Here is a 15,907-nt window from a genome sequence, read left to right as displayed (position 1 = left end):
TTATATCCCCAGCCGGTTGCAGATGACGGTCATCACCGAGTCCGCAACCACGATGAACACGATGGCGGTCACCACCGCCGAAGTGCCGGCATCGCCGACTGCAGATGCACTACGGCCGCATTGCATACCGCGCATGCAACCCGACAGCGCGATCAAAATCCCGAACACAGAGCATTTGACGAAGCCGATGATAAAGTCCTTCATCTTGACCGCGCTCGCCGTGCGATCCATGTATTCGGTTAAGGAGACGTCGAAAAAATTGACCGTGACGAAACCGCCGCCGATGATGCCCATCAAGTCGGCATACAGACACAACAGCGGCATGATGATGATCAAGGCTAGCATGCGCGGCAGCACCAAAAACGCCATCGGGTCCAGATTCATGGTTTTCAGGGCATCGATTTCACTGTTGACGTGCATGGTGCCGATCTGCGCGGCATAGGCGGCGCCGGTGCGGCCGGACATGATAATCGCGGTCATCAAGCCGCCCATTTCCCGGGTCATGCCCAGACTAACCAGGTTGGCGATATAGATTTGGGCGCCGAACAAAGACAATTGCACCGCGCCGACGAAGGCCAGAATCAAACCGACCAATAAACTGATCAAGGTGACGATGGGCAGCGCCGACGGCCCGCATTCCTGAATATACAGCCATAAGTCCTGGCGCCGAAAGTGGGCTTGCCCTCGTAGCGTGGCGAAGGTACTGACCACCATTTCGCCGACGAAGACCAGCATCTCCTTGCCATGCTGAATGGCCTTGCCGGTACCGACCGTTAGCGCCTGTACCCAGGAGCTTTGCTGTTGATTGCGGTGGGCATCGACGCGTTCCGGCACCGCGTTAACCAGATTCAACAAACCTTGGATCGCCGCGGGCAGCGTGGTTTTATCGACCGCTATGCCGTTACGGGAGGCGCAATCGATCAGCTTGATCACTTCAGTGACCAGCATGCTGTCCCAATGGCCCAGGTTTGTAGTGGAAAATGTTAGTTTTTCGATCGTATTGCCGGCTTCAATCTCAGCCAACACCGGTTCCAATGCCGGCAAACGCGCGCTCAATACCCAGTCGCCGCCGAGGGCAATGTCCAAGATTTGCTGTTGGCAACTTGTCGAGATAGTGCAGGATGGGCCGCTGGCGGCTTCGGGCTGTAGGTTTTTTGAGGTCTTCATCCTTGTTTTTTACCGGTAATACGTGCGGACAAGTATGCTCAGAACGCTCGCGCATAGCAATACTATTTTTTGTGCTCGATCTTAAGCGGTATCCGGTTTCGCTCCACGCCGATTCGGCCGGTTTGCCCAGCGGCTAAGGGTTTGCAAAATTCGCGGCTTTGTTACGCAAATCACCTCAAGCCCTTGGCTCGATCTCGGATGCCTGAAAGCAAAATCAAGGACCGGTATAGCAAAAAGCCTCTTTTACAGAGGCTTGATTGCACTTTCTTTACATTCTTGTCTAAGGTAAGGGTCAGAACGGGATATCGTCGTCGAAATCGTCGTACGCAGCCGGCGCCGATTGCGAGCCCGAAGGCGCGGACGGGCGATTGTCGTAGCTGCTGGCCGGCGGCGTATTGTTGTCCGAGTAGCTGGCGGTACCGCCGCTTTTGCTGTCCAGCATATGCATGTTGTCGGCAACGATTTCAGTCGTATAGCGCTCCTGACCGTCCTGCCCCTGCCACTTTTGCGTGCGGATGCGTCCTTCTACGTAGCATTGGCTGCCTTTCTTAAGGTATTCGCCGGCTATTTTCGCCAAGCCGCTAAAAAATACCACGCGGTGCCATTCGGTTTCTTCCTTGCGCTCGTTGGTGTTGCGGTCTTTCCAACGGCGGCTGGTGGCCAAGCGGATGGTCGTGATGGCGTCGCCGCTCGGCATATAACGTACTTCCGGATCGGCGCCGAGGCGGCCGATCAGCATGACTTTATTCAGCATGTTTGTCTCCGTGTAAAAATTGCGATGAACTGTGTCTTACTGCCACTGTTTTAAAAAAATACCTAATTGGTTTTTATCGAGCTGCTGGTTATCGACTTTCAAATACGCGGCATTTTCTTCGAAATGCAGCCGCACTTCCTCGATACCGTCGATTGCCAGCAATTGTCTGGAAAATTCCTCGCCGCGTTCCGGCTTAACCGCTTGCAGCGGCAACAGCAGGTTGGCCCAATAACGTGGCGGCGACATAAATAAGGCGACCAGGATCCAGCTGGCGGCGATCCCCGCCGAAAACATAAATACCGCCGCCGCACCGAATTCGCCGTACAACCAGCCGCCGGCACCACCGCCCAAGAACGCACCAAGGAATTGGGCGCTGGAATAAATACCCATGGCCGTACCTTTTAAATCGCCGGGCGCGGTTTTGGAAATCAATGACGGCAAAGTCGCTTCCAACAAATTAAAACCACAGAAGAAGATCCACAAGCAGGCGATCAAGCCGATCAATTCGCCGTGCAACATTACAAAGCCGACGTTGGCAATCACCAAGGTAACAATCGCGCCGATAAAAACTTTCTTCATTTGCCGTTTTTTCTCGGCAATGATCACGAACGGGATAATCATCGCCATCGACGTGACCAACACCGGCAGATACACCATCCAATGGCTGCCGCCTTGCAGACCGGCATCGCGCATCAGTAGCGGCACCACCACGAAGCTGGCCATCAAGATTAAATGCAAGGCAAAAATGCCGTAATTCAGCCGCAGCAGATCGGCATTTTTGATGACGGAACCAAGCTCGGAAGGAATATATTCGGCATCGCGGTGCGTGGTAATTTTTTCCGGGTTAGGCACGACGAACAAAATCACCAGTATCGCTAAAGCAGCGAGTACCGCGATCATCCAGAAGATACCGGCGATACCGAAATGATGGGCGATTACCGGTCCCATCGTAATGGCCACGCCAAACGACACGCCGATGCTGGCACCGATGGTGGCCATGGCTTTGGTGCGATGCACTTCCTGGGTCAAGTCGGCCAGCAACGCCATTACCGCGGCGGAAATCGCCCCGCAACCTTGCATTGCGCGGCCGATCAAAACCCCGTAAATATCGGTCGCCAGCGCCGCCCAAACACTACCGGCCACAAACAAAACCAAACCGATCACAATCACGGTCTTGCGGCTGAAACGGTCGGACAACAAACCGAACGGAATTTGCAGGATGGCTTGCGTCAGGCCATAGATACCCATCGTCAAACCTACCAGCTTCGGCGTCGATCCCGGCATTTGTTCGGTGAACAGCGACAGTACCGGCAACAACATGAACAAGCCCAGCATTCTGAGCGCATAGATACTGGCCAGCGATACGGTAGCCCGCTTCTCCATGGCCGTCATCGGACTGGTAATATCCTGAACCTGTGTCAAACCCCAACTCCCCTTTGCCTTAAATCGATAAAGGCGGCTATAGTACCAGTTAATTCAAATCGCCGGAATTCACGACCGCCACCTGGCGCCGATTAAACCTCCCAACTTCGATCTACCAGAATCGTTGCCTGAGCGTTACGAGTACGACGATGATGTACCCATCGCAAAAATCAGGCTGAACCGTCAAACAAGCTCCCGCTACAAACGCACCGGGTAAGCGCGAAGCACTGCAATTTCGCGCACCTATCTGGTGCGGGCGCACCAATATAAACATTGGCCGCAATCGCCCTATCAGGTTTAATGCCCCGGTCGCGCCAAATTCGGTAATATGAGACAGATATTACCGTCGGCACAAATCCTGCTTTACCATCCGACGTACCTATTATCAGACTAATCCTTGCTACCCAATACTCTAAGGCAGATGCCTTTTTCCAAGATACCCGGCAATTTAAGCCCCACCCTGCAAAAACTGCTGCAGGACAGGGAGCGTATGTTAAGCACTTTGATGAGCAATCTCAAAGGTATGGTGTATTGCTGCCTAGTGGACGAACACTGGACAATGGCCTTTGTCAGCGAGGGTTGCCAGGAACTTACCGGCTATGCCGCCGAAGATTTATTGTTTAATCGGCACATTACCTACGAAGCGCTGACCCTGGAAGACGATAGAGCCTGGGTACGGGACCTGATTAACGCCGCAGCGAGCTCCGGCGATCATTTCGAGTTGGAATACCGGATCAAACACGCCGATGGCGGCATTCGCTGGGTTCAGGAAAGTGGCGGTCCGCTGTTCAACGATATGGGCGAATTGGAAGCGCTGGAAGGCTTCATACAGGACATCACACGCCGCAAGCACAGCGAACGCCTTGCGCAAGAAGCCGAAGATCGCTATCGCTCCATTTTCGAAAACGCTATTGAAGGCATTTACCAAACCACTCCCGCCGGACAATACCTGAATTTCAATCCGGCCTTGGCGCGAATTTACGGATACGAATCGACGAAAGACCTGATGCGCGCCATCAGCGATATTCAACGCCAGCTGTATGTGGATCCCAACAAGCGCGCCGAATATATCGCGATGATGAAGATCCACGGCCGCGTGCTCAACTTTGAAGCACAGGTTTACCGGAAAAACGGCGATATTATCTGGATCACCGAGAACGCGCACGAAGTCCGCGACCCGGACGGCAAACTGCTGTTTTACGAAGGCACCGTGGAGGACATTTCCGAACGCAAGCAATACGAGCAGCAAATCGAATATCAGGCGACGCACGACATCCTGACCGGTCTGCCGAATCGCACCATGCTTGCGGACAGGCTGCAACAGTGCATGCACTTTTGCGACCGTTACTCGAACAAACTGGCGGTGGCGTTTCTCGACCTGGATCAATTCAAACTCATCAACGACAGCATGGGCCATCATGTCGGCGATCAGTTGCTGGTGACCATGGCCGAACGTTTAGCCGGCTGCGTGCGCGAGTCGGATACGGTCGTTCGGCTAGGCGGCGACGAATTTGTCCTGCTGTTGACCAGTTTGCAAAAAGTCGAGGATATCACCCAGACCATGCACCGTATCCTGGCTGCGGTGGCCGCCCCCTGCGTGATTGAAGATCGCGATTTTATCGTGTCCTGCAGTATCGGCATTGCGATGTATCCCGATGACGGCTCAGACCCGAACACCTTGCTCAAGCACGCCGATTCGGCGATGTATAAAGCCAAGCATTCCGGCCGCAATAACTTTCAGTTCTATACCCGCGAGCTGAACCGGGCGTTAACGGCACGGATGGAGATCGAATACCGTCTGCGGCACGCTATAGAAAACGAAGAATTTATACTGCATTACCAACCCAAATTGGATTTTGCTTCGGGCAAGATCTGCGGCGCCGAGGCGCTGATACGCTGGCAACCACCCGGAGAGTCCTTAATTTCGCCGTTAAGCTTTATTCCGGTCGCCGAAGAAACCGGGCAAATCGAGGAGATCGGCCGCTGGGTATTGATCAATGCCTGCCGCAAGTCTTGCGAGTTTCAGCAATCGACCGGCTGGGCATTTCCGGTCGCCGTCAATGTCTCTCCCAGGCAGTTCCGCCAGCTCGATCTGATCAACACCGTACAGTCTGTATTGCAGATTACCGGCATAGATCCGCAACACCTGGAATTGGAAATCACCGAAAGCAGTCTGGTCCACGATACCCGGCACTTCATCCACACCTTGCATGATTTGAAGGCGCTGGGCGTCAAACTGGCAATAGACGATTTTGGTACCGGCTATTCCAGCATGGCCTATTTGAAGGACTTTCCGGTAGACCGCCTGAAGATTGACAAAGTGTTTGTCGGCAATCTGGAAACCGAATCCACCAATATGGCGATTCTCAAGGCCATCATTGCACTTGGTCATAGCCTTGGCTTGAAAGTGGTCGCCGAGGGCGTAGAAACCGCTTATCAATTTTCTTCTTTGCGGGACATGGGTTGCGACGAACTGCAAGGCTACTATTTCAGCAAACCCTTGGCTGCAACCAGCTTTATGGAACTGCTGCGGACGCACGGTCAATCTTAAAGACGGTAGATCCAGCATTAGCCGGAAACGGCTCTTAAGCGCTGTCAAACACAAATCCCCCTTTGCCCAACTGGAACCATTCCCCGTATAGTATCCAGTTGTTAAAAACTCCAGGAATGCACAACAGTGGACACCATCAGCATACGCGGCGCCCGCACTCATAATCTGAAAAACATCGATCTAGACTTGCCGCGCGACAAGCTGATCGTCATCACCGGCCTGTCCGGTTCCGGGAAGTCTTCGTTGGCTTTCGACACCATTTATGCGGAAGGCCAGCGCCGCTACGTCGAATCGCTTTCAGCTTACGCCCGGCAGTTTCTGTCGATGATGGAGAAGCCGGATGTCGATCATATCGAAGGCTTGTCGCCGGCGATTTCCATCGAGCAAAAATCCACCTCGCATAATCCGCGCTCCACGGTCGGCACCATCACCGAGATTTACGATTACTTGCGCTTGTTATACGCGCGGGTCGGCATTCCGCGTTGCCCGGAGCACGGCGTATCCCTGGAAGCGCAAACCGTCAGCCAGATGGTCGATCAAGTGCTGGCCCAGCCGGAAGGCGAACGCTGGATGCTGCTGGCGCCGGTGGTTAACGACCGCAAGGGCGAACACGTGCTCCTGCTGGAAGATTTGAAGGCCCAGGGTTTTTTACGGGCCCGCATCGACGGCGAAGTCTACGAACTGGACGAGCCCCCTGCCCTGGATTTAAAGAAAAAACATACCATTGAAGTCATCGTTGATCGCTTCAAAATCCGCGAAGACATGGCACTGCGGCTAGCCGAATCTTTCGAAACCGCATTGCGCTTATCCGAAGGCCTGGCAATTGCCGCTTCAATGGAAAACGATCAACAACTGCTGTTCTCCGAGCGCTATGCCTGCCCGCATTGCGGCTACAGCCTCAGCGAACTGGAACCGCGCATCTTTTCCTTCAACAACCCGAAAGGTGCTTGCCCCAGTTGCGACGGCCTGGGCATGCGCCAGCATTTCGATCCACAACTGGTGGTACATAACCCGGAAATCAGCCTGGCGGGCGGCGCGGTGCGCGGTTGGGATCGACGTAACGCCTATTACTACCAAATCATCTGCGCGTTGGCGGAGCATTACCATTTCGATCCGGAAGCGCCGTTTTCGCATATTTCCAAGGATATTCAGGCCGCGATTCTGTATGGCAGCGGCGAGGAAAAAATCAGCTTTACCTTCCAGATGGGTAACGGCAAACCCAAAGCCAGCCGGCATGCGTTTGAAGGCATTATTCCGAATATGCAGCGCCGTTACCACGAAAGCGACTCGCAAATGGTCCGCGACGAGCTATCCAAATACCTGGCACAACAAACCTGCTCGGTGTGCGACGGCGCCCGTTTAAATCTAGGTGCGCGCAACGTGTTTGTCGATGAGCAACCCTTGCATCACGTCACCCGCTTGCCGATTAAACAAACCTTGAGCTTTTTTCAGGGGCTGAATATCCCCGGCCACCGCGGCGAAATCGCCGCCAAAATCAACAAGGAAATTCAGGAGCGGCTGGAGTTCCTGGTTAACGTCGGTTTGGATTATCTGACCCTGGATCGCAGTGCCGACACCCTGTCCGGTGGCGAAGCACAACGTATCCGCTTGGCCAGCCAGATCGGCGCCGGTCTGGTAGGGGTAATGTACGTGCTGGACGAACCGTCGATCGGTTTGCACCAGCGCGACAACGAACGCTTGCTCAACACGCTGTATCGATTGCGCGACTTGGGTAACACCGTCATCGTCGTCGAACACGACGAAGACGCGATCCGCGCCGCCGACCATGTGGTGGACATCGGCCCCGGCGCCGGCGTGCATGGCGGGCAAATCGTCTCGCAAGGTACACCGGCGCATATTCTGGCCGACCCTAATTCCTTGACCGGCCAATATTTGTCCGGCGGCTTGAGCATAGACATCCCCAAAAAAACCACGCCGCGCGATCCGAGCAAACAGATCACCATCCGCAAAGCCAGCGGCAATAATCTGCAAAACGTCGATGTCAGCTTCCCGGTGGGTTTGATGACCTGCGTCACCGGCGTCTCGGGTTCGGGCAAATCGACGCTGATCAACGATACTTTATATAGCCACGCCGCCCGGTTGATCAACGGCGCCAGCTGCATCCCGGCACCCTGCGAAGCCATTGAAGGCCTGGAACAATTCGACAAGGTGGTGGACATCGATCAAAGCCCGATTGGCCGCACCCCACGCTCCAACCCGGCTACTTATACCGGCATTTTCACCCCGGTGCGCGAGCTGTTTGCCGCAACACCGGAAGCCCGCTCGCGCGGCTACACGCCGGGCCGCTTTAGTTTCAATGTCAAAGGCGGCCGCTGCGAAGCCTGCGCCGGCGACGGCGTAATCAAAGTTGAAATGCATTTTCTGCCGGACATCTTCGTGCCCTGCGACATCTGCCACGGCAAGCGCTACAACCGCGAAACCCTGGAAGTCCGCTACAAAGGCAAGACCATCCACGAAGTGCTGGAAATGACCGTGGAAGACGCCACCCAATTCTTCTCCGCGATACCCAGCCTGACCCGCAAGCTGCAAACCTTGATCGACGTGGGTTTGAGTTACATCACGCTGGGCCAGAACGCCGTGACCCTATCCGGTGGCGAGGCGCAACGTGTCAAACTGGCGAAAGAGCTATCCAAGCGCGACACCGGCACCACTCTTTACATTCTCGACGAACCGACCACCGGTCTGCACTTTCATGACATCAAACAATTGCTGACGGTGCTGCACACCCTGCGCGACCACGGCAACACCGTGATCATCATCGAGCACAATCTGGATGTGATCAAAACCGCCGACTGGATTGTAGACATGGGCCCGGAAGGCGGCAGCGGCGGCGGTATGTTGGTGGCGGAGGGCACGCCTAAGCAGATTGCCAAGCATAAGAAGTCGCATACCGGGACGTATTTGCAGCGGTTTTTTTCGTGAATTACCGCTGAAACCATGAACGAGCTGCAAGCAGAAATAAGCCAAGCGATTCAGGCTCATGCCGCAGTCGATGCGATTTATCTGTACGGCTCCCGCGCCAAAAATACCGCCCGGCCCGATAGCGATTGGGACATTGCGGTCATTTTCAGCGACTTCGAGACCGATCCGCTGGAACGCGCGGTGCGTCCGCAAATGCTGGAAGCCGAAGTCGAACGCGAGTTAAAACGCTACAAGCAAATCAGCATCGTCGATCTGGAAACCGCGCCGGTCTTGCTGCAAGTCGGCATCTTGCAGTCGGCTGTCAAATGGTACGACCGCAACGTGCCGCATGTCAGACGCGTCGAGCAAAGCATCTGGTCGAAATGGGAAAAGGATTATGAGAGATATTGCCTATGAACAGGCGCTGATGCGCCACCGCCGCAAAATGCTGCGTATCCTGAACGAATACGGCCAAGAAAATACCAACACCTGGACCGAACGCGATCTGCTGGCGATACAGCGCGCACTACAAGTCTATATCGAAGCCTTCATTGGTATGGCGCGTTATTTCGTGGAGCAAAAATACCAGCTGACAGTCAGCCAGTCGCGGGAAGCGTTGGACGAATTGAAAAGCCACGGCGATTTGCCGGCCGATCAGCATGCCGAGTTAATGAAAATCCTCGGCTTCCGCAATGTGCTGGTGCACGACTATCTGGACCTCAACGACGGCATCGTGCAAGCCATTGTCACCAAAAGGCAGTATGCGATTTTGGAGGAGTGGATGGTGGTTTGGCAACAGAAGTTGGATGAATGTGAGCCGAAATGAGTTTAATCGTTCCAGCCTTTCTAGTTACCGGCGCACTGCGTCGTAACCCGAAAGCACTACGCTGCGATGCCATAATAACCGTAGCGCGGTCAAACTGCGCATTCCAACGCAGTGCGTTGGAACAAGGAAAAGAAATTTCCGACAACGAGTTCGCGCAAGCCACCCTAGTTTCTACACCTTTACACTGCTCGCTCTTAAGATCACCAAAATATGGCTAATAAGGTAATTAACATCAAAAGAATTGAAGAAACAGTCCTATGGAAAAAACTTCAAATTTTAAATGATGAAAATGCAAAATCTCTTGTTCAAATAATACCGACTATTTGCGAAGAAGCTGCAGACAGAATGAAGGCGATGCCAACAGCATCGCCTCAATATACGCTACATGATGAAAGCCATTTTCTGCGTGTCGTTGAAATTATGGCAATGGTATTGGGAAAAACAGTTGATCAATTAAACTCAATTGAGCTGTGTCTTTTGATTTTAACCGCTTATTATCATGACCAGGGAATGGTAATGACTGAAGTGGAATACAGTAATTTATCTTCTAACCCAAAATTTCAGCTTTTTCGTGAAAATTGGTACGTCGATTACCCCAACCAAAAAGAGATTCAAGAGCAATTACAAAACGCAGAAATAACAAATGATGAAAAGACTCGTTTGGCGGGACTATTATCCGAGCTTGAAGCCGCCATGTTAACGGATTATCTGCGCGAAACTCATGCCAAAAGATCATACGAGTATGTTATTGACACCTTTTCCGTAGACAAACGTTTAGAAATTTATGGCATAAACTTGTCTAGTATTTTAGCCAAATTGTGCGAATCTCATTATTCTCACACTCATGAATTGACACCAGGTCATGGTTACTTATACGACCGCCAAGTTGGCCGAGATAAAATAAATTAACCTTATATTGCTATTGTTTTGCGTCTTGCGGATATTTTAGATTTTGATGCCGACCGAACTCCAGATGTGCTGTTTCGAACCATCCATTTTTCATCTAGTATTAGCCTACGTGAATGGGAAAAACATCGGGCAATTTTAGGATGGGAAATCAACGAAAACGTAGTTCGTTACACAGCTGAATACACTCATCCTGCATATCAATCTGCCGCTTTCAAATTTATGGATTGGGTTGATAAAGAACTGAGCGAGTGCCAAAACTTATGTCGGTTATTCCCGGCAGAATTCCAACGCTATAAGCTTTCTTTACCTTCCAGCACTGACCGTTCAAGGATAAAACCTAAAAATAACAGCTACATCTGCCATGATCTTGAAATAAGTTTATCACGCAATGAAATCGTCAAATTACTGATGACCGATAAACTCTATAACCGACCTTACGTTTGCCTCAGAGAATTGTTGCAAAACTCATTGGATGCGCTCCGTTACAGAAAAGCGTTATTCGCATGTGCTGATATGGACTGGAACAATGGACGGGTAGACTTTTTACACACTCTGGATGACAACGGCTATGAGATCGTCCAATGTAAAGATAATGGTGCGGGGATGGATGAAAATATCGTCACTCGCTTTTTTACTAAAGCCGGCCGCAGTTTTTACCGTTCACCAGATTTTGAGCGAGAACGAGTAGCTTTCAGAAAAAAAAGGATTGATTTTGACCCGTGCTCCCAATTTGGCATCGGCTTTATGTCTTGTTTTATGCTAGGTGATCGAATCAAAATCGAAACCCGCCGAGATTATGGCCAAGGAAAACAATATGGTAAACCGTTAGTCATAGAGATTAACGGCTTAGGAGGATTAATTGTTATCAAAAAAGGCTCTGATTCACAAGATATTGGTACAACTGTAACTATCACTTCCCGTAAAAAGCCATCATTCCTGGATAGATGGACAGACAGAGTTAAGCTAATCACTGTACTAAAACATTTTGCAGTAAACACCGAATTTCCAATATATGGAAAATGCAAAGTTGAAGAAATAAAAGAGGAAATTGCAATTCAAACCTCCCTGTCTTATTTACCCACTTTAATGGAAAAAATGGGTATACCTATTGAATCGTATATTACTATCTCACAGCACTTTAATGAAATTGATAGCTGCTTAAATGGCCACATTCACGAATCGTTTTTAATAGACAATGAAGGACTCCCTACACTAGAAAACAAAGTCGCTTCTTGGCAAGTTCTTCCGAAACACAATCGAGAATATTTGTCGCTTGTATATGAAGGTAAGTCTTTTGAGCTTGACTATAGAGAACAGTCGCAAATATCTATTGATGGTATTTTACTTTGTGGATCACCTGGAAGACCGCAATGGCAACATGAGTTAGAAGTGAAAATGTATTTAGGTTCACGCCCAACTCATATTGCGTGCAATCCTTACTCAATAGATGTTAGGGCAGATTTAAAACCTGAGATTACGCCAGCAAGGGAGCCAGCAGATGATTTCAGACATGTTACTCGTTTGCCAAAATGGAAAGCGCTCAACAACATTGTGCATCAGTCAGCCGGAAGAATATGGTTAAAACTAATAAACGAGTACTTGCCAAAAAACTTATCTAGCGAAATATTCTGGAAACTTCTAGTAGTTCACAATGGTGAGGCTCATTACATTCCTTTGAAATCTCTTTGGCAAAACGTATGCATACCTTTGTATATTGGAGAAAAAGTCTCCTGGCAAAGGATGTCAGAAATTCCGACTTTGACCATATCCGGCGACCAGGAAAACTGGAAATTTAAGACTATAGAAAATCAGCATATTGATCTTGCCCTGATCTATCGGACACTCGGCTAAGAGAGTAATCTCTAACCCCGAGGAAAATCATGAAAGCCCAAAACGAATCAAAGATCCCCGTTGTCCGCAACAAATATACCGCGCAGTTTAAAGAACAAGCCCTGGAGCGTGCCGACAAGGATGGCATCCCAAAGGCGGCCAAAGATTTAGGGCTCGCCGAATCGATGCTGTACAACTGGCGAGCCAAGCGTCGCCAAACAGGACAGCCCTTCGAAGATCAAAAGCTACAGCAGGCCGAAATGGCGCGGCTTAAACGAGAAAACACCCGCCTGGAAGAGGAAGTCGCCTTTTTAAAAAAGGCGGCAGCGTACTTTGCCAAACAGCCCAAGTGAAGTACGCCATGATCAAAGCTAATGAAGATCAATTCCCTGTGGGACTCATGTGCCGCCTGTTAACGGTCTCACGGAGTGGCTACTACGACTGGAAGTGCAGGCCACTTTCCGATAGAGGCGAAGCGAATAAATGGCTAGCCAATGAGATTAAACGTATTTTTGAGGATGAGAAAGGCCGTCCTGGTTCACCCAGAATTACACAGCGACTACAAGACGAAGGAAAATCAGCAGGCCGACACCGGGTAGCCAGGATCATGCGAAGCCATGGCTGGAGAGCGAAGGCGGCTAAGAAATACAAAGCCACAACGAACAGCAACCACTCGTTACCGGTCGCCCCGAATCGGTTGGAACAAAACTTCACGGCAGACGGCCCCGATCAAAAATGGGTATCGGATATCACCTATATTTGGACGGAAGAAGGTTGGCTGTATTTAGCGGTGGTACTTGAGCTTTATTCACGTCGAGTGATCGGTTGGGCCATTTCCGAACGGATGACGGCAACGTTGGTTTGTGATGCCCTGATCATGGCGTTATGGCGTCACCGAATGCCTAAAGGCGTCATTGTCCATTCGGATCGAGGCAGCCAGTATTGCTCTGCCGCCTACCAGAAGCTTTTCACCAAACACCAATTGATTTGCAGCATGAGCAAGAAAGGCGATTGCTATGACAACGCCGCCATGGAAAGCTGGAACCACAGTTTTAAAGTCGAGGCGATTCATGGCGAACGGTTTTTAACCCGATCAGCCGCCAAGTACCAAGTGTTTGAATATATCGAAGTGTATTACAATCGAAAAAGGCTTCACTCCAAATTAGGCTATATCAGCCCGGAAAATTTTGAAGCTAAAAAAGTCGCTTAGTTGAGTGTCCGTCAAATCCGGGCAAGATCATATTGAGTTCCCTCCATACATTGTTGAATGGGAAAAGAGAGGCGTTCAAAATCCAAACTTACAATCTCAACTTAACACTTTCGTTCTTTCATGCTGTTGTTTGTCACTAGATAACAATCAGATTGTATTGAATGTTAGTCGGCCTGATGATGAAGTAATAACGGCAATGTCAAAAGCAATTACTGGCGAGATGATGTACATTCAAACTTTACCTTATGAAGGGATCGCGAATGATTTAATCACCGTTCAGACACCTCTGAGAACGGCAAATTATGTTCACCCTTTAGTAAAAGAATGCCTGAAAGCACCGAGGAACGATCCACTTTCTGAATTTGCAAATACTTTTGTTCGCTGTATAACGGATTTGGTTTGTTCGAACAAACAAGATAGGACTTTCGACAAACCTGACCGTTGGATGAAAATCTCCGCACATGAATATTTCGCAGTTGATTGGTCTAAATATCAGGACTCGGAATTGAAACCACCGTATAAGATTTGGTTAAAAGACAAAGGCATTGTTGAAATAACCAAGAGGCATTTTAAAGATTGGCTTTACACATGACATTCGGCCTAGGCGGATTCAAAACCGAAGTGCAACACCACGCTATTAATGAATGAGATTTGACGGTTGTGAGCTGTTCAGCAGTAATTCCCTGTAGACAGCAAGCGGGCAGCGTACCCCAAGACCTTTTCGAGGGCGAGCGTTAATTTGATCGGCAATCGTATCCAGTTGTTGCTGGGTGTAGCCTGATAGATCGGTGCCCTTAGGTAAATACTGACGGATCAAGCCGTTCATATTTTCGTTGGAGCCGCGCTGCCAAGGGCTATGGGGATCGCAGAAGTACACGGCAATGCCGGTATTCGCAGTTAACTGCTTGTGTAAAGCCATCTCGCGGCCTTGGTCATAGGTCATGCTCAACCGCATTGGTTGAGCAATGCGGTTGAGCATGTCGGTAAAGGCTTGCAGCACGTTAGCGGCACTGGCAGGCTGCGGATGGGGTAGTTTGATCAACATTAGCAAGCGACTGGTCCGCTCCACCAAGGTACCCACCGCACTGGCGTTGGCCGCGCCTTTGATGAGGTCGCCTTCCCAATGTCCCGGAAACTGGCGATCTTCGATGTCGGGTGGTCTTAGATGGATGCTGAGCATGTCGGGTATCTGGCCGCGACGGTCTTGTCCTTTGCTGCGGGGGACACGTCTGTTTTTAGCCTGGCGCAGGCAGGCAATCAGGTCACGTTTTAGTTCGCCGACCGGTTGCGCATAGATGCAGTTGTAAATGGTTTCGTGTGACACGCGATACTCATGGCCTTTGGGATAAAGCTGTGCCAGCACCAGTGCGATCTGCTCCGGCGACCAGCGAAGTTGCAGAAAATACTGGACGACGCCAAACAGCAGTCCCTCAGCATGCAGCTTCTCTCGTGGACGCGATTGACGCCGACGACGTTGACAGGTTTGCTGTGCCTGGACACTGATGTAATGATCGCCCGCACCATTACGACGAAGCTCTCGGCTAATGGTACTGGCGGACCGTTGCAGAACCCGTGCTATCGCCCGAAGACTGTAGTTTTGTTGCTTCAGGCTGCTGATCGTGATGCGATCTTCAGGCTGAAGCTGTTGATAATGTTTTGAGGTGGATTCCATGTGCATACCTTACTGGTGTTTGGGGTGTTGCACTTCGGTTTTGAATCCGCCCTATTTAAAAAGCTAGAACGTAATTACCTAAAATTTAAGTGACGAAGACAGTGCCCACCTGCTGGATAATCGCCGGCCCCAACGGCGCGGGTAAAACCACTTTCGCGTTGGAATATCTGCCCTCGGTGGCGGGCTGCCGACGCTTCATCAACGCCGACTTGATAGCCGCCGGCCTGTCGCCGCTGGCGCCGGAAGAACATTTGGCCGCTGCCAGCCGTTTGTTCCTGCGCGAAATTGAAGATTGTATAACCGCTAGCCAGGATTTCGCCTTTGAAACCACACTGGCCGGACGCGGCTACTTGAAATTGATAAACCGCTTGCAAACCGAAGGTTGGCGGGTGGAATTGGTTTATCTGGCCTTGCCTAGCGCCGAAATGTCTCGCTTGCGCGTAGCAGAACGGGTTGCTCACGGCGGCCACAATATCCCGGACGCGGATGTGGCGCGGCGTTTTCCGCGCAGCCTATATAATTTGCTACATCTTTTCGCGCCCAGAACCAATCAAACCCGTTGCTTCATGAACAGCGCGGCGTCCCCAAGTTAGTTTTCCACCAATGTGGATTGGCGCGTGGAATAATCAATTCCGAACTTTTTT

At 50.9% G+C, this 15,907-nt stretch carries 11 protein-coding genes and 1 pseudogene; 8 read left to right on the top strand and 4 right to left on the bottom strand.

Annotation, left to right across the window (positions count from 1 at the left end; genetic code table 11):
* The 3 genes from ACH50O_RS04930 to ACH50O_RS04920 form a co-directional block, all read right to left on the bottom strand.
* Positions 1 to 1,167, bottom strand: coding sequence for an MlaE family ABC transporter permease (locus ACH50O_RS04930; protein WP_446810921.1), 1,167 nt, complete (start codon positions 1,165 to 1,167; stop codon positions 1 to 3).
* 292 nt (positions 1,168 to 1,459) lie between these two features.
* Entirely contained in the window at positions 1,460 to 1,921 is a 462-nt protein-coding gene (locus ACH50O_RS04925; protein ID WP_446810920.1) for a single-stranded DNA-binding protein, read from the bottom strand.
* Positions 1,922 to 1,957: 36 nt separating this feature from the next.
* Entirely contained in the window at positions 1,958 to 3,343 is a 1,386-nt protein-coding gene (locus ACH50O_RS04920) for an MFS transporter (protein ID WP_446810919.1), read from the bottom strand.
* Between the two features lie 421 nt (positions 3,344 to 3,764).
* Between ACH50O_RS04920 and ACH50O_RS04915 the strand changes: the two genes are divergently transcribed.
* The 7 genes and pseudogenes from ACH50O_RS04915 (at position 3,765) to ACH50O_RS04885 (ending at position 14,183) form a co-directional block, all read left to right on the top strand.
* Positions 3,765 to 5,894, top strand: coding sequence for a putative bifunctional diguanylate cyclase/phosphodiesterase (locus tag ACH50O_RS04915; RefSeq protein ID WP_446810918.1), 2,130 nt, complete (start codon positions 3,765 to 3,767; stop codon positions 5,892 to 5,894).
* A gap of 126 nt (positions 5,895 to 6,020) precedes the next feature.
* The gene (gene uvrA, locus ACH50O_RS04910) at positions 6,021 to 8,837 is read left to right on the top strand and encodes an excinuclease ABC subunit UvrA (RefSeq protein ID WP_446810917.1); all 2,817 of its coding nucleotides are present in this window, start codon (positions 6,021 to 6,023) and stop codon (positions 8,835 to 8,837) included.
* 15 nt (positions 8,838 to 8,852) lie between these two features.
* On the top strand, positions 8,853 to 9,233 hold the full coding sequence (mntA, locus tag ACH50O_RS04905; RefSeq protein WP_446810916.1) for a type VII toxin-antitoxin system MntA family adenylyltransferase antitoxin: 381 nt from the start codon (positions 8,853 to 8,855) through the stop codon (positions 9,231 to 9,233).
* Entirely contained in the window at positions 9,214 to 9,642 is a 429-nt protein-coding gene (gene hepT, locus ACH50O_RS04900) for a type VII toxin-antitoxin system HepT family RNase toxin (protein ID WP_446810915.1), read from the top strand. The genes mntA and hepT overlap by 20 nt, the downstream gene beginning before the upstream one ends.
* 210 nt (positions 9,643 to 9,852) lie before the next feature.
* A pseudogene (locus tag ACH50O_RS04895) lies at positions 9,853 to 12,402 on the top strand (HD domain-containing protein).
* Between the two features lie 29 nt (positions 12,403 to 12,431).
* Positions 12,432 to 13,591 (top strand): IS3 family transposase gene (locus ACH50O_RS04890; RefSeq protein WP_446807918.1). Its coding sequence is split into 2 segments (ribosomal slippage): positions 12,432 to 12,705 and positions 12,705 to 13,591, totalling 1,161 coding nucleotides; the frame shifts between segments, so codons are not numbered across the junction.
* Positions 13,592 to 13,595: 4 nt separating this feature from the next.
* Positions 13,596 to 14,183 carry a hypothetical protein gene (locus ACH50O_RS04885; RefSeq protein WP_446810914.1) on the top strand — a complete coding sequence of 196 codons (588 nt, stop codon included), beginning with the start codon at positions 13,596 to 13,598 and terminating at the stop codon, positions 14,181 to 14,183.
* A 45-nt stretch (positions 14,184 to 14,228) separates the two neighbouring features.
* Here ACH50O_RS04885 and ACH50O_RS04880 read toward each other — a convergent pair whose 3' ends face one another.
* Positions 14,229 to 15,263: an IS30 family transposase gene (locus ACH50O_RS04880; RefSeq protein WP_446809065.1), complete on the bottom strand. Its 1,035-nt coding sequence runs from the start codon at positions 15,261 to 15,263 to the stop codon at positions 14,229 to 14,231.
* Positions 15,264 to 15,352: 89 nt separating this feature from the next.
* On the opposite strand from ACH50O_RS04880, the gene ACH50O_RS04875 reads away from it, so the two are divergent.
* Complete coding sequence (locus ACH50O_RS04875; protein WP_446810913.1) at positions 15,353 to 15,856, top strand: zeta toxin family protein; 504 nt, start codon at positions 15,353 to 15,355, stop codon at positions 15,854 to 15,856.
* Positions 15,857 to 15,907 lie beyond the last annotated feature (51 nt).

The sequence above is a fragment of the Methylomonas sp. 2BW1-5-20 genome, assembly GCF_052474515.1.
The sequence above is the reverse complement of the archived record's forward strand: the minus strand, read 5'-3'. Positions and strand labels throughout refer to the sequence as shown.

Excerpts from the sequence above, each read along its gene's own strand:
- ACH50O_RS04930 (WP_446810921.1), bottom strand. The coding sequence starts at position 1,167 with ATGAAGACCTCAAAAAACCTACAGCCCGAAGCCGCCAGCGGCCCATCC.
- ACH50O_RS04925 (WP_446810920.1), bottom strand. The coding sequence starts at position 1,921 with ATGCTGAATAAAGTCATGCTGATCGGCCGCCTCGGCGCCGATCCGGAA.
- ACH50O_RS04915 (WP_446810918.1), top strand. The coding sequence starts at position 3,765 with ATGCCTTTTTCCAAGATACCCGGCAATTTAAGCCCCACCCTGCAAAAA.
- mntA (WP_446810916.1), top strand. The coding sequence starts at position 8,853 with ATGAACGAGCTGCAAGCAGAAATAAGCCAAGCGATTCAGGCTCATGCC.
- hepT (WP_446810915.1), top strand. The coding sequence starts at position 9,214 with ATGAGAGATATTGCCTATGAACAGGCGCTGATGCGCCACCGCCGCAAA.
- ACH50O_RS04880 (WP_446809065.1), bottom strand. The coding sequence starts at position 15,263 with ATGGAATCCACCTCAAAACATTATCAACAGCTTCAGCCTGAAGATCGC.